Source organism: Streptomyces sp. SLBN-8D4 (genome assembly GCF_049739545.1).
In the GTDB taxonomy this organism is placed as follows: Bacteria; Actinomycetota; Actinomycetes; order Streptomycetales; family Streptomycetaceae; genus Streptomyces; species Streptomyces canus_C.
In genome coordinates this window covers 5584188-5610087 of sequence record NZ_JBMGQC010000001.1, presented here as the reverse complement: position 1 = coordinate 5610087, position 25900 = coordinate 5584188, and the positions used below count along the sequence as shown (strand labels likewise).

Here is a 25900-nt window from a genome sequence, read left to right as displayed (position 1 = left end):
TCGGCATCTACCGCAGTCCGCGCAAGAGGACAGCTCTCGGCGCCCCCGCACAGGCGCGCTACCAGGCGGCAGAAAGGCACGGGCCGTGGCATCCACGGTCACCTCCTCCCGCCCGGGATACGGACAGCTGCTGCGCACCCGCGGCGCCTGGACGTTCCTGCTCCCCGGCTTCGCGGCACGCCAGCCGTTCGCGATGCTCACCCTCTCCCTCGTGCTGCTCGTGCAGCACACCACCGGCTCCTACGGCGCGGCGGGCGCCGTCGCGGCCGTCACCGGTGTCTCCATGGCGGTGTTCGCGCCCTACAGCGGCCGTCTCGCGGACCGCTACGGGCAGCGCGCCGTGCTGATCCCCGGGGTCCTCGCGCACACCCTGGCGGGCCTGTCCCTGACGGCCCTCGCCCTCACGCACGCGCCCCTGTGGGCGCTGTTCGTCGCGGCCGTGCCCACCGGCGCCTCGGTGCCGCAGATCGGGCCCATGGTGCGCGCCCGCTGGGGCGTCAAGCTCCAGGGCTCCCCCCTGCTGACGACGGCGGCCGCCTTCGAGTCCGTCACGGACGAGCTGACCTTCGTCTTCGGCCCGCTGCTGGCCACCGCCCTGTGCACCGCCGTCCACCCCGCCGCGGGACTGCTGACGGAGGCGTCGCTGACGCTGCTGGGCGGTCTGCTGTTCGCCGCGCAGAAGAGCACCCAGCCGACGGTCGCCGCGGCCGACGGGCACGCACGCGTGGAGCACACCTCGGCGCTGCGCGTCCCCGGAGTGCGCGTCCTGATCGTGACCTTCCTGGGCATCGGTTCCGTCTTCGGCGGCATGCAGGTCTCCCTGGCCGCGTTCAGCGAGTCGATCGGCGAGCCCGGCCTGAACGGTGTCCTGTACGGCGTCTTCGCCGCGGGCAACATGCTCTCCGGCCTGGTCTGCGGTGCCATCGCCTGGAAGGTGGCCCCCCAGCGACGCCTGGTCGTCGGCTACGGCGCCCTCGCGCTGACGGCCTCCGGCCTGTGGGCCGCGCACTCGGTGCTCGTCCTGGCCGGCCTCGGCCTGCTGGTCGGCATGTGCATCGCGCCCACCCTGATCACCGGCTACACCCTGGTCGAGAACCTGGTCCCGGCCGGCGCCCGCACCGAGGCCTTCACCTGGCTGACCGGAGCGGTGGCGCTCGGCCAGGCGGCCGCCGTCACGATCGCCGGGCAGCTGGAGGACCGCTTCTGGGGCGGTGCCGGGTTCCTGGTGCCGATGGGCGGCACCCTGCTCGCCCTGGCGACCCTCGTGGCGCTGCGTTCCCGCCTCGCGACGCGGCCTCGCGGCCGGACCGTCGCGCGTGGCGTCGGTCACCGAGTGCCGGTGACAGTGGACTGATTCCCAGGAATACGTCACTATGGACCATCGTTAGCACTCATTGAGTGAGAGTGCCAGGAGGAAGACAGTGCCCACCTATCAGTACCAGTGCACCGAGTGCGGCGAGGGCCTCGAGGCGGTGCAGAAGTTCACCGACGACGCTCTGACCGAGTGCCCCAACTGCCAGGGTCGCCTCAAGAAGGTGTTCTCCGCGGTCGGCATCGTCTTCAAGGGCTCCGGCTTCTACCGGAACGACAGCCGCGGCTCCTCGTCGAGCAGCTCGCCGGCTCCGTCGTCCTCTAAGCCGTCGACGTCCACCTCGTCGTCCGAGTCGAAGTCGTCCACCTCGTCGTCCTCCTCGGACACGAAGTCGTCGAGTTCGGGCACCTCGTCCTCGTCCAGCAGCAGCTCCGCCGCGTAGGCCTCACTTCCGGAACCCTGTCGTCGTAGGACGGCGGGGTTCTCGGTGTTTCCCGGGCCGATCGCGGCGGGTTTTCGGGGCCGGATACTGTGCTGGTCATGGCGAACGCAGAGATCGGCGTAATCGGCGGTTCGGGCCTCTACTCGTTCCTCGAGGACGTGACCGAGGTCCAGGTGGACACCCCCTACGGCCCGCCCAGCGACTCCCTCTTCCTCGGCGAGGTCGCCGGCCGACGGGTCGCGTTCCTGCCCCGGCACGGACGCGGCCACCATCTGCCACCCCACCGGATCAACTACCGGGCCAATCTGTGGGCGCTCCGGTCGGTGGGGGCACGGCAGGTCCTCGGGCCGTGTGCCGTGGGCGGTCTGCGCCCCGAGTACGGCCCGGGCACGCTGCTCGTGCCGGACCAACTGGTCGACCGCACGAAGTCCCGGTCGGGGACCTACTTCGACGGGCTGCCGCTGCCGGACGGCGCCATGCCGAACGTGGTGCACGTGTCCCTGGCCGACCCGTACTGCCCCGTCGGGCGGGCGGCCGCGCTGAAGGCGGCTCGCGGGCAGGACTGGGAGGCGGTGGACGGCGGCACGCTGGTGGTGATCGAGGGGCCGCGCTTCTCGACCCGCGCCGAGTCGGTGTGGCACCAGGCACAGGGCTGGTCGGTGGTGGGCATGACCGGCCACCCCGAGGCGGCCCTCGCCCGTGAACTGGAGCTCTGCTACACGTCGTTGACCCTGGTCACCGACCTCGACGCGGGTGCCGAGACCGGTGAGGGCGTCTCTCACGACGAGGTGCTGCGGGTGTTCGCGGCGAACGTGGACCGGCTGCGGGGTGTCCTGTTCGACGCGGTGGCGGCGCTGCCTTCGGACGGGGAGCGGGACTGTCTGTGCGTGAACGCGCTGGGCGGGATGAATCCGGGGTTCGAACTGCCGTAGCTGGGACGGAAGTTATCGGCGGGTTCTCGGCGGGTTCTCGACGGGTTCTCGACGGAAGCTCTCGTTCGGGTGAGGGAGTTTTCCACAACCGGGCGGTAGTCCACCGGCCTCGGCGGGATGCGGCGCGAAGCCTCATCGTTGGCAGCGCAAGCCGATGTCTCGTCGCCGGTGGTGGTCCTCATGTCCTTCGCTCCGTCCCCCTCTCCCCTCGTTCCGTGCCCGCCCGGCACCGACGCTCCCCCGACCTGCGAGGTCCCGCACTTCGCCCCGGTGCGGGTGCGCGGCGGGCATCAGCTGCGGCGGTTCGTACGGCACCGGAGGCGTGCCGTGGCCCTCGGGCTCGCCGTCACCGCGGCCGCGCTGGTGGCGGCGGGCCCGGGGTGGCGACGACGGAGCGCGGGGGCATCCGGCGACGGAGTCCGTGCGCGAGCACCGGGCCGTGCGGACGGTGTCGGCGCCGGTACGGATCGCCGACGCCGCGACGGTCCGGCTGCTGCGGCCCGGGGACCGGGTCGACGTCATCGCCGCCGAGGAGTCGGCGCTGGGCGGGGACGCCCGGGTGGTCGCGCGCGGGGCGCGGGTGACGAAGGTGCCGGAGCCCCTGGACGGGGCGACCGAGGGCGGGGCGGCAGAGGGCGGGGCGCTGGTCGTGCTCTCGGTGCCGCGGTCGACGGCGGCACGCCTCGCGGGCGCGAGCGCGACGGCCAGGCTGGCGGTGACGCTGTGTTGAGCGGTGCGACCCCTGTGTTGCGGAGGTTTGCGTCAAGTCGCCCTTTCGAGCTACCCAATGGGACAGGGTCACCTCGCGTTGACGTAGGTTGCGGAGCTGTTTGTTCCACAACCTGTGCGTGCGAGAAGAGGCCTCTAGGTGAGCGAGAAGAAGCCGAGCGTCCTGGAGGGCTTCAAGGCCTTCCTGATGCGCGGGAACGTCGTCGATCTGGCAGTCGCGGTGGTCATCGGCGCCGCCTTCACCAACATCGTCAACTCGGTGGTGAAGGGGATCATCAACCCGCTGGTGGGGGCGATCGGCACCAAGAACCTGGACAGCTACAGCTCGTGTCTGAAGCACCCCTGCACCGGAACCGGCGACAGTGCGACGGGGATCCGGATTCTGTGGGGCTCGGTCCTCGGCGCCACGCTCACTTTCGTGATCACCGCGGCCGTCGTCTACTTCCTGATGGTCCTGCCGATGTCGAAGTACCTGGCCCGGATGGAGGCCCGCCGGAAGGCGAAGGAGGGCGCGCACGAGATCATCGAGGTGACCGAGCTGGAGGTCCTCAAGGAGATCCGCGACGCCCTGGTCGCCCAGCGGGGCTCGGGGCACCGCGAACCGTAGCGGCGGCTCAGAGGTGGTGGGGCGGCTTCTCGTCGAGGAAGCGCTTCAGGTCGGCCGCGCTGTCGGTGCGCGGCCGGTCGCCCCAGCCACGGTCGGTGTCGTCCGAGGACTGCTGGTCCAGCGGATCGTCGAAGACCAGCGCGGGCTTCGGCTCGCGGGGCTCGGGGCGGGGGGCGCTACTCATGCACCCAGGGTACGGCCCTGTCGGGTACGCACGGTGGGAGCGGCCACCCACCCCGGTCCCGGTCCGGCCTTCCGGTCCGCCGTCGCCGGTGACCGGTCCGCAAGCGTTTCCGAGCGGTTTCTGCTGTGCTTGGCCCCATGACGTCCAGTCCGACGCGCAGTCCACTGCGCAGACTCACAGCCCGCGGCAGGGACGAGGCCCACAGGGTCGCCTCGCCGTTGGAACTCCTCTTCGACCTGTGCTTCGTCGTGGCCATCGCCCAGGCGGGCGTGGGCCTGGTGCACGCGGTCGCCGAGGGACACGCCGGCGAGGGGATCCTCAACTACGCGATGCTCTTCTTCGCCATCTGGTGGGCGTGGATGAACTTCACGTGGTTCGCCTCGGCGTACGACAACGACGACGCGCTCTACCGGCTCGTCACCCTGATCCAGATCGCCGGTGTCCTGGTGCTGGCGGCCGGGGTGTCCCGGGCGTTCGAGGACCACGAGTACCTGGCCGTGTGGCTGGGCTACGTGATCATGCGGCTGGCGCTGATCGCGCAGTGGCTGCGGGTGGCGCGCTCGACGGAGGGCGCGGAGCGGACGATGGCCCTGCGGTACGTGTTCGGCGTGCTGCTGTGCCAGGTCGGCTGGCTGGGGCTGCTGGTGCTGCCCGAGGGCGGGCGGGCCTGGGTCTTCCTGGTGATGGCGGTGCTGGAGATGTGCGTGCCGCCCTTCGCCGAGAGGGACCATCCGACCTCGTGGCATCCACACCACATCGCGGAGCGGTACGGGCTGTTCACGATCATCGTGCTCGGCGAGACCATCGCCGCCGCGACGGTCGCCGTGAAGACCGGCATCGACGAGCACGACGCGCTGGGCGAGCTGCTGCCGATCGCCGCGGGCGGACTGCTCATCATCTTCGCCGCCTGGTGGATCTACTTCGTGGTCCCCATCCACGGCCATCTGCGCTCCAACAAGCAGGCGTTCCTGTGGGGTTACGGCCACTATCTGGTGTTCGCCCCGGCCGCCGCGATCGGCGCGGGCCTGGAGGTGGCCGTGGAGCAGGCCGTCGGCAAGGCGCACATCTCGACCCTGGCCGCGTCGGCCGCGGTGACCCTGCCGACCGCGCTCTACCTGCTCACGGTCTGGCTCCTGCACTCGCGGTACTTCAAGGTGGGCATCGCCCAGCAACTGGTGCTGCCGGTCACGGCGTTGCTGGTGATCTGCTGCACCTTCCTGGGCGACTGGGCGGTGCTCGCGGCGGGCATCGTGGCGGCGCTGGCCGTGGTGACGGGGACGACGCTGACCTCGCGGACGGTGGCGCGGGAGCGTGGGGGGTCGCTTCGGGCGGGGTGATCGATCGCGTCATCGCATGCCGGGTGACCGTGTGACTTCGGTGGGTCCAGGTGGTGCCTGGACGAAACTGGTCCCATGACAGTTGACGCTCTGACGGATGTCGCCGGGGTGCGCGTGGGACATGCGACGCGCACCGGCGGCGGTTGGCTCACCGGCACCACCGTCGTGCTCGCCCCGGAGGGCGGGGCCGTCGCCGCGGTGGACGTGCGCGGCGGAGGTCCCGGCACCAAGGAGACCGACGCGCTCGACCCGCGCAACCTGGTGCAGAAGGTCGAGGCGATCGTGCTGACCGGGGGCAGCGCGTACGGGCTGGACGCGGCCTCCGGGGTGATGGCCTGGCTGGAGGAGCAGGGGCGGGGGGTGCGGGTCGGGCCGGATCCCTCGCATGTCGTGCCGGTCGTGCCCGCCGCCTGTGTCTTCGATCTCGGTCGGGGCGGCGACTTCCGGGCCCGGCCGGACGCGGCGACGGGGCGGGCCGCCGTCGAGGCCGCCGCGGCGAGTGCGGTGGGTTCGGCGGTGCCGGAAGGGTGTGTGGGGGCCGGGACAGGGGCCGTGGTCGGGGCGATGAAGGGTGGTGTGGGGACGGCGAGTGCCGTGCTGCCTTCGGGGATCACCGTGGCGGCGTTGGTGGTGGCCAACGCGGCGGGGGCGGTGACTGATCCGGAGACGGGGGTTCTGTACGGGGAGTTGTTCCAGGGGCGGGTGCGGTATCCGGAGGAGCGGGTGCATGAGGCCGCGTGCCGGCGGCTCGCCGAGACCGCGGCGATGAACTCTGCGCCTCCGCTGAACACCACGCTCGCGGTGGTGGCCACCGATGCGGAACTGTCGAAGGCCCAGGCCCAGAAGGTCGCGGGGACCGCGCACGACGGCATCGCGCGTGCCGTGCGGCCGGTGCATCTGCTGCACGACGGCGACACGGTGTTCGCTCTGGCCACGGGGGCGCGGGCGCTCGACGCGGGGGATCCGCTGGCGCTCAACTCCCTGCTTGCGGCGGGGGCGGATGTGGTGACTCGGGCGATTGTGCGGGCGGTGTGGGCGGCGGAGTCGGTGGAGGGGGTGGGTGGGGGGTGGCCGGCTTATCGGGAGTTGTACGGGGTGTGATGGGTGCGGGTGCGGGTGCGGGTGCGGGTGCGGGTGCGTGGGGGCGGGCGTTTTGCGCAGTTCCCCGCGCCCCTGGATGCCTGCGGCGGCCTGCGCGGCCTCGGTGGGGGCTTGTGTAGCGCGTGCGGTGTGGTGTGGGGTCGGGGCCGGGGTGGGGGGTGTCCGTCCTCGGTCCGGCGGCTCGGCTGCTTCAGCTGTGCTCGGTAACGGACGCCGGCCGCTGCGGGCGGACACCCCCCACCCCGTCCCCTGCCCGCCGTACGCGGCCAACGGCCCGTGCAGGCACAGGCGACTGCACTCACCCAGGGGCGCGGGGAACTGCGCGACCAGTCCCCACCGGCCCGCACTCGCCAAACAACCGAACCCGGCACCCTCATAGGCACCCCGCCCAAGCCCAGCGCAGCTGCCCGCGGGGAACTGCGCGACCAGCCCCCACCCGCCCGACAACCCGACCCGTCACCCCCCCTAGGCGCCCCGCCCCAACCCCAAACGCATTCGTCTCGCTGTCAGGGAACCCGGGTGGGGACCGGGTCCCTCCTTCTTCACTGAGTGGAGCGGATCGCATATATCGCATGAATATGGAGCAGACAGTGACAACGCCGGACATAGCAGCGCGGCGCGCACTGGGGGCCTGTGCCGTCCTGATGGTCGGTGCTCTCACCCTCACCGCGTGCGGAGGCGACTCCGACAAGGGTGAAGGCAAGGGCGGCAAGGACCCCGCGAAGACGTCCGCGGCGGAGATCGTCTTCTCCGCCAGGAACGGTTCGACGGGCGCGTCGATCAACAGGACCGGCGTGAAGGTCAGCGACGGCACGCTGACCGGCGTGAAGATGACGGTGGCGGGCACGGGGCAGGAAGTGCCGGGGGCGTTGGCCGCGGGCGGCGGGAGCTGGAGGCCCGAGGAGCAGTTGGAGCGGGGGACGAAGTACGAGATAGCGGCGACGGCCAAGGACTCGGACGGCAAGGCCGTGACCGCGAAGTCGGTGTTCACGACCGTCTCGAAGGCGAACAGCTTCATCGGGACGTACACGCCGGACAACGGGACGACGGTCGGTGTGGGGATGCCGGTGTCCTTCACCTTCGACAAGGCCATCAGCGACAAGAAGGCCGTGCAGTCGCACGTCACCGTCAGCTCCAGCAGCGGGCAGCAGGTGGTCGGGCACTGGTTCGGGGCGCAGCGGCTCGACTTCCGGCCCGAGGAGTACTGGAAGGCCGGCTCCAAGGTCACGATGAAGATCGACCTGGACGGCGTCAAGGGCGCCAACGGTGTCACCGGTGTGCAGGAGAGGACCGCCGGCTTCACGGTCGGGCGTTCGCAGGTGTCCACCGTGGACTCCGACACCCAGACCATGAAGGTCGTGCGGGACGGGCAGACCGTGAAGTCGGTGCCGATCTCGACGGGCAGCCCCGAGTTCACCACCCTACAACGGGCAGATGGTGATCTCCGAGAAGTACAAGAAGATCCGCATGGACAGCCGGACGGTCGCGCTGGACAACGCGTACGACATTCCTGATGTCCCGGACGCGATGCGGCTGACGCAGTCGGGGACCTTCATCCACGGCAACTACTGGTACAACCAGGGGAATCCGCCCTTCGGGCGCACCGGCACCAGTCACGGCTGTGTCGGACTGCGGGACGTCAAGGGCGGGAAGGCGGACACCCCGGCCAAGTGGTTCTACGACAACTCGCTGGTCGGGGACGTGGTCGTCGTGAAGAACTCCCCCGACAAGACGGTGGCGCCCGACAACGGGCTGAACGGCTGGAACATGGCGTGGGGCGAGTGGGCCGCGGGGAGCGCCGTAGGTACCTCCTGATCGCTCCAAGCAGCCTCTGACCGGGGGGTTTTGACGTTTCGTCGGGGCGCGCGGGAACATCCTGCGCGGCCCGGGCGTTTTCCGGGCGTACGTTTTCTCGGTTCCCGGACATGATGTCCGACCGAGGGGCTACGGTATGCACCCACAAGGTGACATGCAGCAACGCCGGGAGAAACCTTGAGCGTTCCGTACGAGACGGCAGCGTACGAACCACCCGAGTCGCCCGAGTCTCCGGAGGAGCACCTCGCGCGGCTCCTCGGCCGTGCCCTGAACTCCTTCGAGCTGCCCGACGAGACGATCCGGAGACTGGACTGCGCGCTGGCGTACGACAGTTCGCTGCACTCCGCGCACCACAGCGCGGGGCTGCACCGGGAGACGTACCGGCACACATGGCTGCTCGCCGACGGCTCGGCGCTGACTCTGTGGGAGCTCGTCCACAACACCGCGCGGGACAGCCTTCCGCAGCACGAGGTGTACGTCGACGAGGAGGAGCTGCGTGCGGCGACCGCGCGGCTGCCGTTGCCGCCGGACGCGCCGGACTTCGAGCTGCCGGTGACGGTGCAGCTCTCGCCCGTGCACCTGCCGCGGCACGCCTACGTCCCGGACGACTCGGCGGACCACGCGCGCCGGCTGCTGCGTCGCGCGGAGAACGCGGACCGGCCCGGCCCGAAGACGGCCGCGCTGCTGGCGGAGGCGTTCGCGCACCAGATCACGCAGGCGTTCGGGCGCCCGTGCCGGGCGGGACGCGCCGGGCTGGGCTTCTCGCTCTACGAGCACGCGTTCCTGCTGCGCGACGGGGCGGAGATCTCCCTGTGGGAGGTCGAGCACACGGCGACGCCCGACGGGCGGCACATGTGCGAGGTGTACGTCACCGAGGACGCGGCCCGCGACGCCATGGAGCGGCGCGCGGCCCGGGTTTCCTGAGCGGACCGCCGGTTCCGCTCAGCGCCCGCCGCCGAGCTGTCGTACGAGACCCGCGAACGCGTCCTTCTCCGCCGGGCTCAGTTCGACGGACTCGTGGCCGGGAGCGGCCCGGCGCTGGCGGGGGAAGGCGGGCAGGCCGTGGTCGACGCGCCACGTGACGGCCTCGTGGCGGCCGTGCCGCAGCAGGTAGGCCAATCCAGCCGTCCAGGCGAAGGCCACCAGGACGAGAAGAGTGACACCAAGCAACTGGTAGACGGAGACGTGCTCAGGCATGCGTTCCAGTAGACACCACGGTCCGGGACTTTGGTCCCGGACCGTGACGTATCTCGCAGTTGCCGTGAACAGCTCACCGCCGCCCCAAAGGGGCAGGGTCACGCGGCTATCGGCTGCTTGTGCTCGGCCGCCGGGGCGGTGGTGTCCGGGACTGCGGCGGCCGTCGTTCCCGGTGCCGGCTTGCGCATGCTCTTCAGGACGATCACCAGTGCGGTCGTGACGCACACGCCCGCCGCGATGGCGATCAGGTAGAGGAACGGGCTGCCGATCAACGGGACCACGAAGATGCCGCCGTGCGGGGCGCGCAGGGTGGCGCCGAAGACCATCGACAGGGCGCCGGTGACCGCGCCGCCCGCCATCGAGGCCGGGATGACCCGCAGCGGGTCGGCCGCCGCGAACGGGATCGCGCCCTCGGAGATGAAGGAGGCGCCCAGGACCCAGGCGGCCTTGCCGTTCTCGCGCTCGGTCTGCGTGAAGAGCTTCTTGCGGACGGTGGTGGCCAGAGCCATGCCCAGCGGCGGGACCATGCCCGCGGCCATCACGGCGGCCATGACCTTCATCGCGGAGTCGCTGGGGTCCTGCACGGCGATCCCGGCGGTGGCGAAGGCGTACGCGACCTTGTTGACCGGGCCGCCGAGGTCGAAGCACATCATCAGGCCGAGGAGGACGCCGAGCAGGATCGCGTTGGTGCCGGAGAGGCCGTTGAGCCAGTCCGTCATGCCCTTCTGGGCCTCGGCGATGGGTTTGCCGACCACGACGAACATCAGGAAGCCGACGATCAGCGAGGAGATCAGCGGGATCACGACCACCGGCATGATGCCCCGCAGCACCGGCGGGATCTTGATCCGCTGGATCGAGAGGACCACGGCACCCGCGAGCAGACCGGCGACCAGACCGCCGAGGAAGCCCGCGGCGATGTTGGAGGCGATCATTCCGCCGACGAAGCCGGGGACGAGACCGGGGCGGTCCGCCATGCCGTACGCGATGTATCCGGCCAGGACCGGGATGAGGAAGCCGAAGGCGACCTGGCCGATCTGGAACAGCAGGGCGCCCCAGCTGTCGATCTCGGTCCAGGAGAAGTGCTTCATGACCGAGGGCGCGCTCGCGATCTGCCAGCCGCCGATCGCGAACCCGAGGGCGAGCAGCAGGCCGCCCGCGGCGACGAACGGGACCATGTAGCTCACGCCGGTCATCAGCCACTTGCGGAGCTTGGTGCCGTAGCTGTCGCCGGACTCGCCGGCCCGCTCGACCGGTGTCCCCGCGCCCGCGCCGGCGCCCGCCGTCACCTCGCCGCGCTCGGCCTTGCCGCGGACCTCGGTGATGAGTTCGGCGGCGCGGTTGATGCCCGCCTTCACGCCGACGTCGACGGTGGGCTTGCCCGCGAAGCGGTCCTTGTCGCGTACGGGGACGTCGTGGGCGAAGATCACGCCGTCCGCCGCCGCGATGGCCGCCGGGTCGAGCCGGGTGAAGCCGGCGGAGCCCTGGGTCTCGACGACGAGTTCGACGCCCGCCTCGCGGCCGGCGTTCTCCAGCGACTCGGCCGCCATGTAGGTGTGGGCGATACCGGTCGGGCAGGAGGTGACGGCGACGATCCTGAAGGGGGCCTCGGCAACGTCGGGAGCGGCGTTGGCCGTTGCGGCATCGGCGGAGGCCGCCACCGATGCCGCAACGGAGTCTTCGGTGGCACCCTCGGCCGGCGCCTCGTCGCCGCGGATCAGCGCCGCCGCGCTCTGTGCGCTCCCCGAGGACCGCAGCGCGTCCGTGAACTCGGTGTTCATCAGCTGGCGCGCGAGGGAGGACAGGATCGTCAGGTGGGCGTCGTCCGCGCCGGCCGGCGCGGCGATCAGGAAGATCAGGTCGGCGGGTCCGTCCGGCGCGCCGAAGTCGATCCCGGCGGAGCTGCGTCCGAAGGCGAGCGTCGGCTCGGTGACGTGCTCGCTGCGGCAGTGCGGGATGCCGATGCCGCCGTCGAGGCCGGTCGGCATCTGGGCCTCGCGGGCGGCCACGTCGGCGAGGAAGCCGTCCAGGTCGGTCACCCGGCCCAGGGCGACCATGCGCTCGGCGAGGGCACGGGCCGCCGCTTCCTTGGTGTCGGCGGACAGGTCGAGATCGACCAGGTCCGCGGTGATCATGTCGCTCATCGCGGGCTCCTTCGCACGCGTATCGCCCGGGGAGTGGAGTGGGCGTAAGGGGAGGGGACGGGGGTGCAGCGGTGGGGGGTCGGGGGGAGGCGGGTGGGGTCGGGGAGTAACTGCGCCGGGGCGGCCGTACCGGCGACGGACGGGGAGAGCGCCGGGACCGGGCCGCTCATGACACCGGCTCCGTCAGCACCCGGTCCACCGGCACCTCGGCCGTGACCGTCACCGCGGCCGGGTCCAGGTCGTCCGGCGTCGGCATGACACTGCCGGGCAGCTGGACGGCCGCCGCTCCGTGCGCGACCGCGGAGGCGAGGGCCCCTGGGCCGCTGCCGCCGGCGATCAGGAAGCCGGCCAGCGAGGAGTCGCCGGCGCCGACATTGCTGCGTACGGCCTCCACGCGCGCGCTGGCGAACCAGGTGCCCGAGCCGTCCACGAGCAGCTGCCCGTCGGCACCCAGGCTCGCGAGGACCGCCCGCGCCCCCATCTCCCGCAGTTCCTCGGCCGCCTTCACCGCGTCGCCCACCGTGGACAGGGGGCGCCCGACGGCCTCCGCGAGCTCCTCGGCGTTGGGCTTCACCACGTCGGGCCGTTCGCGCAGCGCCGCCAGGAGCGCGGGCCCCGAGGTGTCCAGCGCGATCCGCGCACCACCGGCGTGCGCCCGCGCGACGACCTCGGCGTACCAGGAGGGCGCGAGCCCCCGGGGCAGGCTGCCGCAGCACGCGATCCACGCGGCGTCACGCGACTGCACGCGGACCGTCTCCAGCAGCAACTCCTGCTCGGCGGCCGACAGTTCGGGACCCGGCGCGTTGATCTTCGTGAGCACCCCGTCCGACTCGGCGAGCGCGATGTTCGACCGGGTGGCCCCGGCGACCGGGACCGGTGCGACCTCGATGCCCTGCGCGTCGAGCAGGTCGGCGACGAGCGCCCCCGGCGCCCCGCCCAGCGGCAGGACCGCGACCGTGCGCTGTCCGGCGGCCGTGACGGCCCGCGAGACGTTGACGCCCTTGCCGCCGGGGTCCATGCGTTCGCCGGTGGCGCGGATGACCTCGCCGCGCTCCAGGGACGGGACCTCGTACGTACGGTCCAGGGACGGGTTCGGGGTGACGGTGAGGATCATGCGCGCACTACTTCCGTGCCGCCACTCTCGATGGCGACGGTGTCTTCGGGGCTCAGCCCGCTGTCGGTGATCAGCAGGTCCACATCGCTCAGGTCACCGAAGCGGGCGAAGTGCTCCTGGCCGTGCTTGGCGGAGTCGGCGAGCAGCACCACGCGGCGGGCGGCGGCGATCGCCGCGCGCTTGACCGCGGCCTCGGCGAGGTCGGGGGTGGTGAGGCCGTGCTCGGCGGAGAAGCCGTTGGCCGCCACGAACAGGACGTCGGCCCGGATCTCGCCGTACGCCCGCAGCGCCCAGGCGTCGACGGCGGCGCGCGTACGGTGCCGTACCCGCCCTCCGACGAGGTGGAGCTGGATGCCGGGGTGGTCCGCGAGGCGGGCCGCGATGGGCAGGCTGTGCGTGACGACGGTGAGCGAGGCCTCCAGCGGGACGGCGGCGGCGAGGCGGGCCACGGTCGTGCCGGCGTCGAGGATCAGGGTGCCCTCGGTCGGCAGTTCGGCGAGGGCCGCCTTGGCGATGTGGTCCTTCTCGTCGGCCGCGGTCGTCTCGCGCTCGGCGAGGTCCGGCTCGAAGTCGAGGCGCCCGGCCGGGATGGCCCCGCCGTGCACCCGGCGCAGCAGCCCCGCGCGGTCGAGGGCCTTCAGGTCGCGCCGGATGGTCTCCGCCGTGACCTGGAACTCCTCGGCCAGCGAGACGACGTCCACCCGGCCGCCGTCGCGGGCGAGCCGGAGGATCTCCTGCTGTCGCTCCGGTGCGTACATGTCCGCTCACCTCCGACTGATGCCCGAACGTGTGGTTTCAGTGGGGAGGCTACGCCCGGATTTCCGGAAAGTAAACAGTTTCGGATCCCATCCGGGCATGAACGGACTTCCGAAGGGGTCCGGGTACGGCAAGGGGCCCGGTACCCCAGCGGGTACCGGGCCCCTCGTCCAGGGCCTCAGGACACGAGCTCCGGCTCCTTCTCCTCCACCGCGGGAAGCCCGGCGGCCCCCTCCCCCTGCAGCACGGGCCGCTTCGGCAGCGCGAACATCAGCAGGAAGATGACGCCCATCACCGCCGCGACCCACCCGAGCGCGTGCTGGAAGGCGTCCACGAAGGCCGGGCCCACCTGCGCCGGCCCCAGGTCGTCGCCGATGACCCCGAAGAAGACCACCGACACCAGCCCGAGCCCCAGCGCGTTGCCCATCTGCTGCACGGTGTTGATCAGCCCCGACGCCGAGCCGGCGTGCTCGCGCGGCACCTCCGACAGCACCGCGTCGGTGAGCGGCGCGACGATCAGCCCCATGCCCACGCCCATCACGACCAGCGGCAGCGCCATCTGCCACGAGCTGATCGACATGCCGTACCGCTCGGCCTCCCAGAGGTAGAGCAGCACGCCCACCGCCATCAGCAGCGCACCGGCCTGGAGCACCCCGCGTCCGAACCGCGGCACGAGCTTCTGCACCGACAGCCCCGCCGCCGTGGAGACCGCGATCGAGAACGGCACCCCGGTCAGCCCCGCCCGCAGCGGGCTCCAGCCGAGGCCGGTCTGCATGTACAGCGTCCACACCAGGAAGAAGATGCCGAGCCCGACGCCGAACACGGTCTGCACCGCGATCCCGGCCGCGAAGCTCTTCACCTTGAACAGCGACAGCTCGACCAGCGGCGACCCGTCCCGCGCGCCCTTGCGCCTCTCGTACTCCACCAGCGCCGCGAACACGAGGGGCGCGCCGGCCATCGACACGTACCCCCACAGCGGCCAGTCCAGCTCCTCGCCGCGGGTCAGCGGGTAGAGCAGCATCAGCAGACCGAGCACGACCATGGCCACGCCCACCAGGTCCAGCTTCAGCGCCCGCGGGGCCTTGGACTCGGTGATGAAACGGCTCCCGAGGACGAGCCCCATGATCCCGACCGGCAGGTTGATGAGGAAGATCGGCCGCCACTCGAGCCCGAAGAGGTTCCACTCGGTCAGCAGCGCCCCGAGCAGCGGACCGGACACGGCCCCCAGGCCGACGACCGCGCCGAACAGCCCGAACACCTTGCCCCGCTCATGCGCGGGGAAGGTCGCGTGCACGATCGACAGGACCTGCGGCACCATCATCGCCGCCATGCCGCCCTGCAGGATCCGGGCCGCGACCAGCATGTCCGGGTTCGCGGCGAAGCCGCACAGCGCCGACGCGAGCGTGAACCCGCCGATGCCGACGAGGAACAGCCGCTTGCGCCCGTGGATGTCACCGAGCCGCCCTCCGGTGATCAGGCCCGCGGCGAAGGCGAGGGCGTAACCGGCGGTGATCCACTGGATGTGGCTGACGGAGGCACCGGAGTCCTGCCGGATGGACGGAATGGCGATGTTGACGATCGTGACGTCGACGAGGTCCATGAAGGCCGCGGTCATCACGATGGCGAGAGCGAACCAGCGACGCCGGTCGCCCGCGGCGGACGGTACGTCGGGGATGCCCGGAAGGGAGGTCTCGGTGGAGGTCATGTCCTGAACCTATGACCCCATTAGGTCAGATCGTGTCCTAGTTCTACGGCATTCTCGAACTCATGACGACGGACACTCCGGCACGGCTCCTGACGCTCCTCTCCCTCCTCCAGACGCCCCGCGAATGGCCCGGCGGCGAGCTCGCCGACCGCCTCGGCGTCTCCCGCCGCACGGTGAGGCGGGACATCGACCGCCTCCGTGAACTGGGCTATCCCGTCGAGGCGTCCAAGGGCTCCGACGGCGGCTACCGGCTCGTCGCGGGCAAGGCCCTGCCCCCGCTCGTCCTCGACGACGAGGAGGCGGTGGCCATCGCGGTCGGACTGCGGGCGGGGGCGGGGCACGCGGTGGAGGGGGTGGACGAGGCGTCCGTACGGGCGCTGGCGAAACTGGAACAGGTCCTGCCCTCCCGGCTGCGGCACCGGGTGTCCACCCTCCAGGCCGCTACGACTCCGCTGACCAGCGGGGACGGGGCGAGCATCCCGACCGAGACCCTGACGGTGATGGCGTCCACGGTGGCCGGCCACGAACGCCTCCGCTTCGGCTACCGCGCGAAGGACGGCGCCGAGTCCCGCCGGGTGGTGGAGCCGTACCGGCTGGTCTCCACCGGGCGCCGCTGGTACCTCGTCGCCTACGACCTCGACCGCGGCGACTGGCGGACCTTCCGGGTCGACCGGGTGAACGACCCCTTCGCCACGGGGGCCCGGTTCGCTCCGCGGGAGCTGCCGACGGGGAGCGCGGCGGAGTACCTGCGGCAGTCGATGTACCGCCGCCAGGAGACGTACGAACTCGTCGTGACGTTCGAGGGCGAGGCGTCCGTGGTGTCGGCCCGGGTGCCGGCCTGGATGGGGGTACCGGAGTCCCTGGGCGAGGGCCGGTGCCGACTGCGGGCCACGGTGGCCGATTCCGTGGACTGGATGGCGGTGCGGCTGGCGATGACCGGGGTCGAGTTCCGGGTGGAGCAGCCGCCGGAACTGGTGGATGCGGTGCGGGAGTTGGGGGGCCGACTGGTTCGGGCGGCGGGGGAGGTCGCCTGAGGGTGGCAGGGCAGCGGGCGCCGGGCTCGGGCCGAACCCGGCAAGCCACCCCATGTGACAGAATCTCCCCTTCGGTGGGTCACCCCGTGGTTCAGGTACGGGGTGACCCGCCGTTCCGCTTTTCCGGGCGCGAAAAAAGCCGGACCCCGGCGCCCGGGGGGGAGGGGCGCCGAAGTCCGGCTCGGGGAGAGTCCCGGCGCCGGGGGGGATAGCGTCGGGACTTGGTTCAGGAGGGTCCGAAGGGTCTGAAGTCCAGGCCTTCGGGGCCCGAACACCTGGACCCTGAAGTCTTGTGCCCAGGGTCCAGCCGGTTAAGCGGCGTAGTACGGCCATGTTTACGCGGTCTTTCGCCACCCGGCGTACGCGGGCACACCCCGCCTACGCCGCCGCGTCGAACCCGGTGGACCGCGCCAGCTTCTTCAGCTCCATCAGGGCGTGCTTCTCGATCTGCCGGATCCTCTCGCGGGTGAGGCCGTGCTCCTTGCCGACCTCGGTCAGCGTGCGCTCGCGCCCGTCCTCGATGCCGTACCGCATCTTGATGATGGACGCGGTGCGCTGGTCGAGGCGGCCGATGAGGTCGTCCAGTTCCTCGCTGCGCAGCAGCGTCAGCACCGACTGCTCCGGCGAGACCGCCGACGTGTCCTCCAGGAGGTCGCCGAATTGGGTGTCGCCGTCGTCGTCCACCGACATGTTCAGCGAGACCGGGTCGCGGGCCCAGTCCAGGACGTCCGTCACGCGCGCCGGGTTGGAGCCGAGCTCGGCGGCGATCTCCGCGGGCTCCGGGTCGCGGCCGTGTTCGCGGTTGAACTCGCGCTGCACACGGCGGATGCGGCCCAGCTCCTCCACCAGGTGCACGGGCAGCCGGATGGTGCGGGACTGGTCGGCGATGGAGCGGGTGATGGCCTGACGGATCCACCAGGTCGCGTACGTCGAGAACTTGAAGCCCTTGCGGTAGTCGAACTTCTCGACCGCGCGCACCAGACCGGCGTTGCCCTCCTGGATCAGGTCGAGCAGGGGCAGCCCGCTGCGGGGGTAGCGGCGGGCCACGGCGACGACCAGGCGCAGGTTGGAGCGGATGAACACGTCCTTGGCGCGCTCACTCTCCTCCACCAACGCCTCCAGCTCTTCGCGGGTGGCGTCCGCCTTGGCCGCCTCGAACCCGTCGAGGACCTGTCGGGCGAACACACCCGCCTCGATGATCTGGGACAGCTCGACTTCCTTGGCGGCGTCGAGCAGCGGCGTACGCGCGATCTCGTCGAGGTACATGCCGACCAGGTCGCGGTCGGCGATCTCGCCGCCATGGACGCGAACACTGCGTGCCGCGTCGGTAGACCCGCCGGTGGCGGACTTACGACGGGCGACGGCACGGGTTGCCATGCGTGCTCCCTTGCGATGTTGGGTCAGCGGGTGGTCCTACGGACGCTGGGTCCCGGCTCCGGTTGCTTCCGGACTCTCCTCGGGTGCCCTGCATCCGATGGAAACAACGACTGGAAACCGGACAGAATTCCCAAGCGGTGCCGCTATTTTTCTGATCTTGCAGTATCCTGCCCGGCCACATGAGGAGGCGCGATGCCGTCGGAGCGTACAGAGGTGCAGGTCAGGCCGGGAGTCGAAAGCGACCTCGGGGCTCTCACCGACCTCTACAACCACTACGTTCGTGAGACGCCGATCACATTCGACACCGCTGCCTTCACCCCGGAGGAGCGCCGCCCCTGGCTGCTCTCCCACCCTGAAGACGGGCCGTACCGTCTGATGGTTGCCACCGACACGGAGTCGACAGGAACCTCACAGCGGATCCTCGGGTACGCCACATCCAGCCCCTTTCGCGCGAAGCCCGCGTACGCGACCTCCGTGGAGGTCACCGTCTACCTCGCTCCGGACGCGGGCGGCCGGGGCGTCGGCACCCTCCTCTACAAGGCCCTCTTCGAGGCCCTGGCCGGCGAGGACGTGCACCGCGCCTACGCGGGCATCGCCCAACCCAACGAAGCGTCCACGCGGCTGCATGAACGCTTCGGGTTCCGCTACGTCGGCACCTACCGGGAGGTGGGCCGGAAGTTCGGCCGCTACTGGGACGTGGCCTGGTACGAGAAGAACCTCTAGGCCCCGCGCGAGGACCTCAGCCGAACTGCACCGACCGCTTGGCCATCCCCATCCAGAACCCGTCGATCACGGACTTCTGCGTGTCCAGCTCGCCGCTCACGTCCGCCGCGCCCATGGTGACGAAGAGGGGCGCGAAGTGCTCGGTGCGCGGATGGGCGTAGCGCCCGGCCGGGGCCTTGTCAAGGAAGTCCAGCAGGGAGTCCACGTCCCGCGCCTCAAGGGCCCGTCGGCCCCAGTCGTCGAACTCCGAGGACCAGGTGGGCACTCCGGGGCCGGTGTGGCGCAGGGCGGCGAGGTTGTGGGTGAAGAAGCCGGATCCGACGATCAGGACGCCCTCGTCGCGCAGCGGGGCGAGCTTGCGGCCGATCTCCATGAGCTTGACCGGGTCGAGGGTCGGCATGGAGACCTGGAGGACGGGGATGTCGGCCTCGGGGAACATCTCGACGAGGGGGACGTATGCGCCGTGGTCCAGTCCGCGGTCCGGGACGTCCTGCACGGGGACGCCGGGGGCGCGCAGCAACTTGCGTACGGAATCGGCGAGTTCGGGGGCGCCGGGGGCGCCGTACGTCACCTTGTAGTAGTGCTCGGGGAAGCCCCAGAAGTCGTAGACGAGCGGGACGGGCCGCACCGCGCCGAGGGCGAGGGGGGCCTCCTCCCAGTGGGCGGAGACCATGAGGATCGCCTTGGGGCGGGGCAGGTCCGCGGACCAGGCGGCGAGCTCGCCGGGCCAGATCGGGTCGTCGGCGAGCGGCGGCGCGCCGTGACTCAGATAGAGGGCGGGCATGCGCTCCAGCGTGTCGGCGGACATGGCGGGGACTCCTCCGGTACTTCCGATGCAGTGGATGTTTCAAATTTAAAGCTTCTAGGACATAACTGTACGCCTCATTTGTTTAAGCTTCAAGGAGAGAGCTCGTAGAGTGGGATACATGAACACGGCATCCGTCCCCGACGAGGAGCCCCAGTGGCTCGACGACGAAGAGCAGCGCATCTGGCGCTCGTACGTGCACGCCACGACCCTGCTCGAGGATCACCTCGACCGCCAGCTCCAGCGGGACGCCGGCATGCCGCACATCTACTACGGACTGCTCGTGGGCCTCGCCGATGCCCCGGACCGGCGGCTGCGGATGACCGAGCTGGCCATGAAGGCGAAGATCACCCGGTCCCGGCTCTCGCACGCGATCGCCCGTCTGGAGCGCAACGGCTGGGTGCGCCGGGAGGACTGCCCGGACGACAAGCGCGGCCAGTTCGCGGTGCTCACGGACCCGGGCCTGGAAATGCTGCGGGGCGCCGCGCCGGGCCATGTGCGGGCCGTGCGCAACGCCGTCTTCGACCGGCTCACCCCGGAACAGCAGAAGTCCCTCGGCGAGATCATGGAGATCGTCGCCGAGGGACTGCAGCCGAACGAGGCGGGCGCGGATCTGCCCTGGCTCCGCTGAGCCGCTCGCTCAGGGAGACCAGGGCAGTTCCTGGGGTCGTACGTACGGGGCGTCCCCATCCCCGTACGTACGAGGTTCTCGAAGGGGTACCGCGGGGCGGTCGCCGTCAGTGGGCGACGACCGGCACCGCGAGCTCCTCCTCGGCGCCCTCTCCGGACCCGGCCACCGCGGCGGTGTCCGTGCGGCCGGCGTTGACGAGGGTCACGACGATGACCGCGGCGAGCACCAGCATGCCGACGGCGAACCAGATCGCGTTGGTGTAGCCGTGCACCTGGCCCTCCAGCGCCACCAGCTGCGCCTGCGACTTGGAGGTCGCGGAGCCGATGTGGTCGGCGATGTAGGAGGTCGTGGCCGAGGCGGCGATCGTGTTCAGCAGGGCCGTACCGATCGCACCGCCGACCTGCTGCGAGGTGTTGACCATCGCGGAGGCGACACCGGCGTCCCGGGGCTCGACGCCCAGGGTGGCCAGGGACATGGCGGGCATGAACGCCGTACCCATGCCGAGGCCGAGCAGCAGCATGGCCGGCAGGATCGTCGAGGCGTACGACGAACCGATCTCCAGCTGGGTCATGAGGAGCATGCCGACCGCGGCGACCAGGAAGCCGGGGCCCATCAGCAGCCGCGCCGGGACGCGGGTCATCAGGCGGGCGCCGATCTGGGTCGAGCCGACCATCATGCCGACGATCATCGGCATGAAGGCGAAGCCGGTCTTGATCGGCGTGAAGCCCTTCACGATCTGCAGGTAGTAGGTCAGGAACAGGAAGGTGCCGAACATCGCGATGATCGCGATGCCGAGCGAGAGGTAGATCCCGCCGCGGTTGCGGTCGGTGATCACGCGCAGCGGCAGCAGCGGGGCCTTGGTCCTGGCCTCGGTGACGACGAAGGCGATCAGCAGGACGGCCGACGCGACGAACATGCCGACGGTCACGGAGTCGCCCCAGCCGTCGGTCTCGGCGCGGGTGAAGCCGTAGACCAGCGCGACCAGGCCCAGGGTGGACAGCAGCACGCCGGGGATGTCGAGGGGGTTGCGGTTGCGGCCGCCCTCGGGCTCACGGATGACGAAGTACGCGCCGAGCGCGGCGACGATCGCGAACGGGATGTTCACGAAGAAGGTCCAGCGCCAGTCCATGTACTCGGTCAGCACACCGCCGAGGATGAAGCCCACGGCGCCGCCGCCACCGGCGATCGCGCCGTAGATGCCGAAGGCCTTGGCGCGCTCCTTGGCGTCCGTGAACATCACGGCGAGCAGGGAGAGCGCGGCGGGCGCGAGCAGTGCGCCGAAGGCGCCCTGCAGGGCACGCGCGCCGAACATCATGCCGCCGGAGGTCGCGGCGCCGCCGAGCGCGGAGGCCGCGGCGAAGCCGATCAGGCCGACGACGAAGGCGCGCTTGCGGCCCCACAGGTCGGCTATGCGGCCACCGAAGAGCAGGAGTCCGCCGAAGGCGAGGGCGTATGCCGTGACGACCCACTGGCGGTTGCCGTCGGTGATGCCCAGGTCGGCCTGGGCGGAGGGCAGGGCGATGTTCACGATGGTCGCGTCCAGGACGACCATCAGCTGGGCGAGCGCGATGAAGACGAGCGCTTTCCAGCGGTTGGCGTCACCGGACACGGCCGGTGCGCCGGAAGCCTTTGCGGCTGTTGCAGACATGGGGGTACCCACTTCGGGACTTCGGAACGGAAAAAGAATGGTGAAAGGGGACGGTCCGTCGTCGGTGACGGCCGGTCGAAAGTCGTTGCAGAGACTGTGCTCGCGCGCTGAACTAATCGGTTCTCGTCGGTCGGATCAGGTCTGGCGGAGGTCCTCCATGGTCAGGGCCGCACCCGGCAGTGCGGAGCGGGCCGGGGCCCGCAGTCCGTCCAGGAACAGCTGAAGGGTGCGGTGCACGAACCCGTCGAGGGTGAGGCAGCCGGTACCGGCCGGGGGCCGGGACAGCTGGGCCACGGCGACCATCAGGTCACCGACGCTCACGTCCGCGCGGAGCTGACCGGCCGCCCTGGCCCGGTCCATGAGCTGCTCGACGAGCTGCTCGATGCGTTCACGTGCGGCCACCAGGTCGGGGTGGTACTGGTCGAAGGTGCCCTGGATCATCGGGCACAGTGCCGTGATCCGCTCGTCGGCGGAGGCGTGCACGAAGCGCTCCAGGGCGCCGAAGGCGTCCCCGGTCTGCGCGAGCGCCAGCTCGGCCGCCTCGGACGTCCGGTCCATCACGGAGCAGACGACCTCGCGGACGAGCGCGTCGCGGTCGGGGAAGTTGCGGTACACCGTGGCGTTGCCGACGCCGGCCCGGCGGGCGATCTCGTCGAGCGGCACGTCGGGGCCGAACTCGGTGAACATCTCGCTGGCGGCGGTGACGATCCGCTCGCGGTTGCGCAGGGCGTCGGCGCGGGGCGCCTTGCGCTGCACGGAGAGAGCGGTCTGCACGGTGGACTCCTCGGGTGGCGGGTGATCCGGGGATTCGTTCCCCGTTTCGCTCGGACACTGGTCTAAACGGGGAGACGCTCCCCGGTTATTTCGGGTTGAGAAGAAATCATGTTGTGACCTGAGTCACAAGTCCGCGATACCCACGTTCGGTCTCCTCCAGCGCGCGTGCGCCCCTCGCCCGACACAGGGTGATCGAAGAGGTGCAGCCTTCCGACCAGCGGCTGCCGCGCTCCGAAGGGTGCTCGCATGCCGTGGACCAGACGTCGCATACGCCCGCGCCGCGCCGTCGCCCTCGCGTCCGTGACCGCGCTGACCCTCGCGGTGAGCACCTCGGCCGGCACCGAACGCCTCGTCCCCGGGACCACGACCGCCGGCCCGACCGCCCTGGCCCGCTCCGGCACCCACGGCGCCTGTCAGATCAGCGGCGGCCCGGCCGTCCAGATGTCCGAGGGCCTGCCCACGCCCGGCGGCTACTCCCGCTCCACCGGCACCGTCCACGCCCTCACCCTGATGGTCGACTTCTCCGACGCCCCCGGCTCCGGCAGCGCCCAGAGCCGCTTCCGCGAGTTCTTCCCGCAGACCCAGAACTGGTTCCGCACCAGTTCCTACGGCCGCCTCGACTACCGCCCCGAAGCCCCGATCACCGACTGGCTGCGCATGCCGAAGTCCTTCCGGGCCTATGGCATAGAGCGCGGCGCCCCCTTCGACCCGGGCTACCGCCGTCTGGTCCAGGACATCGTGACCGCCGCCGATCCCCAGGTGGACTTCCGGGCGTACGACTTCCTGAACATCCTGGTGACCCCGAACGCCGGCCCCTCCGCCCTCGACACGGTCCTGTCGGTGACCTTCGCCGGCAACACCGACGCCCCGGTCGCCGACGGCGTCCCCGTCGCCAACGCCTCCTTCGTGTACTCCCGCCAGGACGACGGCTCGGGCTCCTACCCGCAGACCGGCTACCGGGTCCTGCCCCACGAGAACGGCCATGTCTTCGGCCTGCCCGACCTCTACACCCAGAACGGCGGCGGCGCGGTCGGCCACTGGGACATCATGAGCGAGGACTGGGGCGCCAACAACGACCTGCTCGGCTGGCACAAGTGGAAGCTGGGCTGGCTGGACCCGACGCAGGTCGACTGCGTGACGGCGCCCGGGACCTCGGAGTACACGCTGACCCCGCTGGCCCGGTCCGGCCTCGGCACCAAGCTCCTCTTCGTCCCCCTCGGCGGCCGCACCGGCTACGCGGTCGAACTGCGCACCCGCGAGGGCAACGACGAGACGGTGTGCCGGCCGGGCGTCCTCGTCTACAAGGTCCAGGCGGACGTGGACACCGGCCGGGGCCCGGTGCGCGTGTACGACGCACGGCGCAACAGCGGGGGCTGCTCCCGGAGCCCCAACGTCCACGCGGAACTCTCCGACGCCCCCTTCGCGACCGGCGAGGAGTTCCGGGACCCGGCCAGGGCGATCCGGGTGCGGGTGCTGGGGGTGGACGGGGACGGCAACTACCGGGTGGCGGTGACGCGGGGATAGCGGTGGGCGGCCACCTCCCCCCGGAGGCCGTGGCACGCCGTCGGTGCCACGGCGGATTACCGTAGGCCTGCCGCGACCGCCGTACCGGAGAGCCGATGCCCGCTGAGACGACCACTCCCCCGCCGGTACCGGAGTCCGCCGTGCCGGCCGAGGCGGTCGCACCGCTGATCCGGGGGGTCAGGGTGCTGCGGGAGCTGACCGAGGCGGGCGGGACCCTGAGCCTGAGCGGCCTGGAGCGGGCGACGGGCCTGGCGCGTTCCACGGTCGACCGCATCACGTCGACGCTGGCCCGCATGGGATACGTCCGTCTCGACGGCCGGGACGCGGTGGCGACCCCCCGGCTCATGGAACTCGGCAACGCCTATCTCGCCGCCCTGCGTCTGCCCGCCCTGCTCTCCTCGCGGGCCGACGCCCTCGCCGACGAGCTGGACGAGTCGGTGTCGCTGGCGGTCGCCGACCGCGACGGCGTCCGCTTCATCCACCAGGCCACCCGCCGCCGCGCGATGTCCCTCAGCTTCCGCATCGGCGACCTGCTCCCCGCCGAACGCACCGCGCCCGGACCCCTGTTCGCCTCCGAGTGGACGGACGACGACTGGCGGACGTGGCGCGAACGCCGGGCGGCGGACCCGGAGAACCGCGGCTTCCCGGCCGTACCCCCACGGGAACTCCCCCTCCCGGAGGGCGAGTTCGAGGCGAGGGCGGCGCAAGCGGGCAGGAACGGCTGGGCGCTGGACGACCAGTTGATCGAACCGGGTCTGGTGGCGGTCTCCGTGCCCGTACGGGATCCGCGCACGGGCCGGATCGCCTGCGTGGCGAACGTCGTGAGCCACACCAGCCGCCACACGGCGGCGGACCTGCGCGACACCCTGCTGCCGCGGCTGCGGGCGACGGTGGCCGAGATGGAACGCGAACTGGCCGCCGCCCCGGAGCCGGACCCGGGCCCGCCGCCCTCGGGATCGGCCGCGTGGATCGGCGCGTCCAAGCACGAACTGGGCCGGGAGTTCATCGAGTCCCTCGCGCGCGGCCTGACGGTCCTGACGGCCTTCGGCGAGGGCAGGGCCGCGCTGACCCTGACGGACGTGGCACGGGCGACCGGCCTGGCACGGGCGACCGCCCGCCGGGCCCTGATCACCTACGAACACCTCGGCCTGGTCCGCGGACAGCCGGAGTCCCGCACCTTCGTCCTCACCCCGCGGGTCCTGTCCCTGGGCTTCCCGCCCCTTTCCCGTACGACCCTCCCCCGCATCGCCGCGCCCCACCTGGCGGACCTCTCGGCCCGGGTGGGCGAGTCGACGGCACTGGCGATCCTGGTGCCGCCGGGGCCGGGGCCGGGGCCGGACTCCGGCCCGGAGATCCAGTTCACGGCGAGGGCCGTGGCCCCGCGGATCATGGGAGTGGACATCAGGGTGGGCACCCGGCTGCCGGCCTCGGCGACGTCGCTGGGCCGGGTGCTGCTGGCGGAGAACCAGGCTCACGTCCTGCTGGACGAGGACTGGGAGGACGGTCTGCGCACGATCGCCGTCCCCCTGCACGACCGTACGGGCCGGGTCGTCGCCGCCGTGAACGTGGCCCTGCACGCGGCGGGCCGCACGGCGGCGGAGTGCGTCGATGAGCTCCTCCCCGAACTGCGTCTGACGGCGGCCCGCATCGAGGGGGAGTTGCGCGCGGCCGGGCACTTCACTCGGGTTTCCCTGCTCTGAGGGGCGAGGCGGTGCCGTCATGCGCGCAGGAAGGCGAGGACCGCGAGGACCCGGCGGTGGCCCTCGGTGTCCACCGGCAGGTCCAGCTTGGTGAAGATGTTGCCGATGTGCTTGTTCACGGCGGCCTCGCTGATGAACAGATGCTTGGCGAGACCGGCGTTGGTGCGGCCCTCCGCGATCAGCGCGAGCACCTCGCGCTCCCGTGGGCTCAGCCGCTCCAGCGGATCCCGGCGCAGCCGCACCAGCTGGGTGATCACCTCGGGGTCCACCACAGTCCCGCCGGCGGCCACCCGCTCGATCGCGGAGACGGGC

22 protein-coding genes and 3 pseudogenes are annotated in these 25900 nt (G+C 71.4%); 14 read left to right on the top strand and 11 right to left on the bottom strand.

Annotated features, from left to right (window positions below):
- The first annotated feature begins 85 nt into the window (after positions 1-85).
- The 5 genes and pseudogenes from RKD20_RS25555 to mscL all read left to right on the top strand — a co-directional run bounded on the left by RKD20_RS25555 (position 86) and on the right by mscL (position 4022).
- Positions 86-1354, top strand: a complete 1269-nt coding sequence (locus RKD20_RS25555) for an MFS transporter (RefSeq protein WP_424879751.1) — start codon at positions 86-88, stop codon at positions 1352-1354.
- A 67-nt stretch (positions 1355-1421) separates the two neighbouring features.
- Positions 1422-1754, top strand: coding sequence for an FmdB family zinc ribbon protein (locus RKD20_RS25550; protein WP_424879750.1), 333 nt, complete (start codon positions 1422-1424; stop codon positions 1752-1754).
- 98 nt (positions 1755-1852) lie between these two features.
- A complete protein-coding gene (locus tag RKD20_RS25545) occupies positions 1853-2686 on the top strand; it encodes an S-methyl-5'-thioadenosine phosphorylase (RefSeq protein WP_424879749.1) in 834 nt (277 codons plus the stop codon).
- A 180-nt stretch (positions 2687-2866) separates the two neighbouring features.
- Positions 2867-3416, top strand: a pseudogene (locus RKD20_RS25540) (RcpC/CpaB family pilus assembly protein).
- Between the two features lie 138 nt (positions 3417-3554).
- Positions 3555-4022: a large conductance mechanosensitive channel protein MscL gene (mscL, locus tag RKD20_RS25535; RefSeq protein ID WP_424879748.1), complete on the top strand. Its 468-nt coding sequence runs from the start codon at positions 3555-3557 to the stop codon at positions 4020-4022.
- A 7-nt stretch (positions 4023-4029) separates the two neighbouring features.
- Here the strand turns inward: mscL and RKD20_RS25530 are convergent, their stop codons facing one another.
- On the bottom strand, positions 4030-4206 hold the full coding sequence (locus RKD20_RS25530; protein WP_424879747.1) for a hypothetical protein: 177 nt from the start codon (positions 4204-4206) through the stop codon (positions 4030-4032).
- A gap of 137 nt (positions 4207-4343) precedes the next feature.
- Between RKD20_RS25530 and RKD20_RS25525 the strand changes: the two genes are divergently transcribed.
- From RKD20_RS25525 to RKD20_RS25510, 4 genes and pseudogenes are all read left to right on the top strand, one after another.
- Positions 4344-5543 carry a low temperature requirement protein A gene (locus RKD20_RS25525; RefSeq protein ID WP_424879746.1) on the top strand — a complete coding sequence of 400 codons (1200 nt, stop codon included), beginning with the start codon at positions 4344-4346 and terminating at the stop codon, positions 5541-5543.
- A 75-nt stretch (positions 5544-5618) separates the two neighbouring features.
- On the top strand, positions 5619-6644 hold the full coding sequence (locus tag RKD20_RS25520) for a P1 family peptidase (protein ID WP_424879745.1): 1026 nt from the start codon (positions 5619-5621) through the stop codon (positions 6642-6644).
- A gap of 644 nt (positions 6645-7288) precedes the next feature.
- A pseudogene (locus tag RKD20_RS25515) lies at positions 7289-8459 on the top strand (L,D-transpeptidase).
- 177 nt (positions 8460-8636) lie between these two features.
- Positions 8637-9383 carry a DUF6227 family protein gene (locus RKD20_RS25510; protein ID WP_020121648.1) on the top strand — a complete coding sequence of 249 codons (747 nt, stop codon included), beginning with the start codon at positions 8637-8639 and terminating at the stop codon, positions 9381-9383.
- An 18-nt stretch (positions 9384-9401) separates the two neighbouring features.
- Here RKD20_RS25510 and RKD20_RS25505 read toward each other — a convergent pair whose 3' ends face one another.
- The 5 genes from RKD20_RS25505 to RKD20_RS25485 all read right to left on the bottom strand — a co-directional run bounded on the left by RKD20_RS25505 (position 9402) and on the right by RKD20_RS25485 (position 15372).
- The gene (locus tag RKD20_RS25505; RefSeq protein ID WP_424879744.1) at positions 9402-9656 is read right to left on the bottom strand and encodes a hypothetical protein; all 255 of its coding nucleotides are present in this window, start codon (positions 9654-9656) and stop codon (positions 9402-9404) included.
- A 98-nt stretch (positions 9657-9754) separates the two neighbouring features.
- Positions 9755-11797: a PTS fructose transporter subunit IIABC gene (locus RKD20_RS25500; RefSeq protein WP_424879743.1), complete on the bottom strand. Its 2043-nt coding sequence runs from the start codon at positions 11795-11797 to the stop codon at positions 9755-9757.
- Positions 11798-11963: 166 nt separating this feature from the next.
- Positions 11964-12911, bottom strand: a complete 948-nt coding sequence (gene pfkB, locus RKD20_RS25495) for a 1-phosphofructokinase (RefSeq protein WP_424879742.1) — start codon at positions 12909-12911, stop codon at positions 11964-11966.
- Positions 12908-13669 (bottom strand): DeoR/GlpR family DNA-binding transcription regulator, encoded by a 762-nt coding sequence (locus RKD20_RS25490; protein WP_020121652.1) that lies wholly within the window; start codon positions 13667-13669, stop codon positions 12908-12910. The genes pfkB and RKD20_RS25490 overlap by 4 nt, the downstream gene beginning before the upstream one ends.
- 176 nt (positions 13670-13845) lie before the next feature.
- Positions 13846-15372 carry an MFS transporter gene (locus RKD20_RS25485; RefSeq protein ID WP_424879741.1) on the bottom strand — a complete coding sequence of 509 codons (1527 nt, stop codon included), beginning with the start codon at positions 15370-15372 and terminating at the stop codon, positions 13846-13848.
- Between the two features lie 62 nt (positions 15373-15434).
- Between RKD20_RS25485 and RKD20_RS25480 the strand changes: the two genes are divergently transcribed.
- Positions 15435-16406: a helix-turn-helix transcriptional regulator gene (locus tag RKD20_RS25480; protein WP_424879740.1), complete on the top strand. Its 972-nt coding sequence runs from the start codon at positions 15435-15437 to the stop codon at positions 16404-16406.
- 378 nt (positions 16407-16784) lie between these two features.
- Here the strand turns inward: RKD20_RS25480 and RKD20_RS25475 are convergent, their stop codons facing one another.
- A complete protein-coding gene (locus RKD20_RS25475; RefSeq protein WP_424879739.1) occupies positions 16785-17783 on the bottom strand; it encodes a sigma-70 family RNA polymerase sigma factor in 999 nt (332 codons plus the stop codon).
- A gap of 192 nt (positions 17784-17975) precedes the next feature.
- Between RKD20_RS25475 and RKD20_RS25470 the strand changes: the two genes are divergently transcribed.
- A complete protein-coding gene (locus RKD20_RS25470) occupies positions 17976-18506 on the top strand; it encodes an N-acetyltransferase family protein (RefSeq protein ID WP_424879738.1) in 531 nt (176 codons plus the stop codon).
- 16 nt (positions 18507-18522) lie between these two features.
- Here the strand turns inward: RKD20_RS25470 and RKD20_RS25465 are convergent, their stop codons facing one another.
- Entirely contained in the window at positions 18523-19314 is a 792-nt protein-coding gene (locus tag RKD20_RS25465; RefSeq protein ID WP_424879737.1) for a dioxygenase, read from the bottom strand.
- Positions 19315-19432: 118 nt separating this feature from the next.
- Here RKD20_RS25465 and RKD20_RS25460 point away from each other — a divergent pair, with 118 nt between their 5' ends.
- On the top strand, positions 19433-19942 hold the full coding sequence (locus RKD20_RS25460) for a MarR family winged helix-turn-helix transcriptional regulator (protein WP_424879736.1): 510 nt from the start codon (positions 19433-19435) through the stop codon (positions 19940-19942).
- A gap of 106 nt (positions 19943-20048) precedes the next feature.
- On the opposite strand, the gene RKD20_RS25455 is transcribed toward RKD20_RS25460, so the two are convergent.
- Both RKD20_RS25455 and RKD20_RS25450 read right to left on the bottom strand, forming a co-directional pair.
- Complete coding sequence (locus RKD20_RS25455; protein WP_424879735.1) at positions 20049-21590, bottom strand: MFS transporter; 1542 nt, start codon at positions 21588-21590, stop codon at positions 20049-20051.
- A 135-nt stretch (positions 21591-21725) separates the two neighbouring features.
- Entirely contained in the window at positions 21726-22364 is a 639-nt protein-coding gene (locus RKD20_RS25450; protein ID WP_424879734.1) for a TetR/AcrR family transcriptional regulator, read from the bottom strand.
- 246 nt (positions 22365-22610) lie between these two features.
- Here RKD20_RS25450 and RKD20_RS25445 point away from each other — a divergent pair, with 246 nt between their 5' ends.
- Together RKD20_RS25445 and RKD20_RS25440 are read left to right on the top strand one after the other, a co-directional pair.
- A complete protein-coding gene (locus RKD20_RS25445) occupies positions 22611-23888 on the top strand; it encodes a M6 family metalloprotease domain-containing protein (protein ID WP_424879733.1) in 1278 nt (425 codons plus the stop codon).
- Positions 23889-23983: 95 nt separating this feature from the next.
- Positions 23984-25588 carry an IclR family transcriptional regulator domain-containing protein gene (locus tag RKD20_RS25440; protein ID WP_424879732.1) on the top strand — a complete coding sequence of 535 codons (1605 nt, stop codon included), beginning with the start codon at positions 23984-23986 and terminating at the stop codon, positions 25586-25588.
- A 17-nt stretch (positions 25589-25605) separates the two neighbouring features.
- Here RKD20_RS25440 and RKD20_RS25435 read toward each other — a convergent pair.
- Positions 25606-25896: pseudogene (locus RKD20_RS25435) on the bottom strand (helix-turn-helix domain-containing protein); the annotation flags it as partial.
- Between the last annotated feature and the right edge of the window lie 4 nt (positions 25897-25900).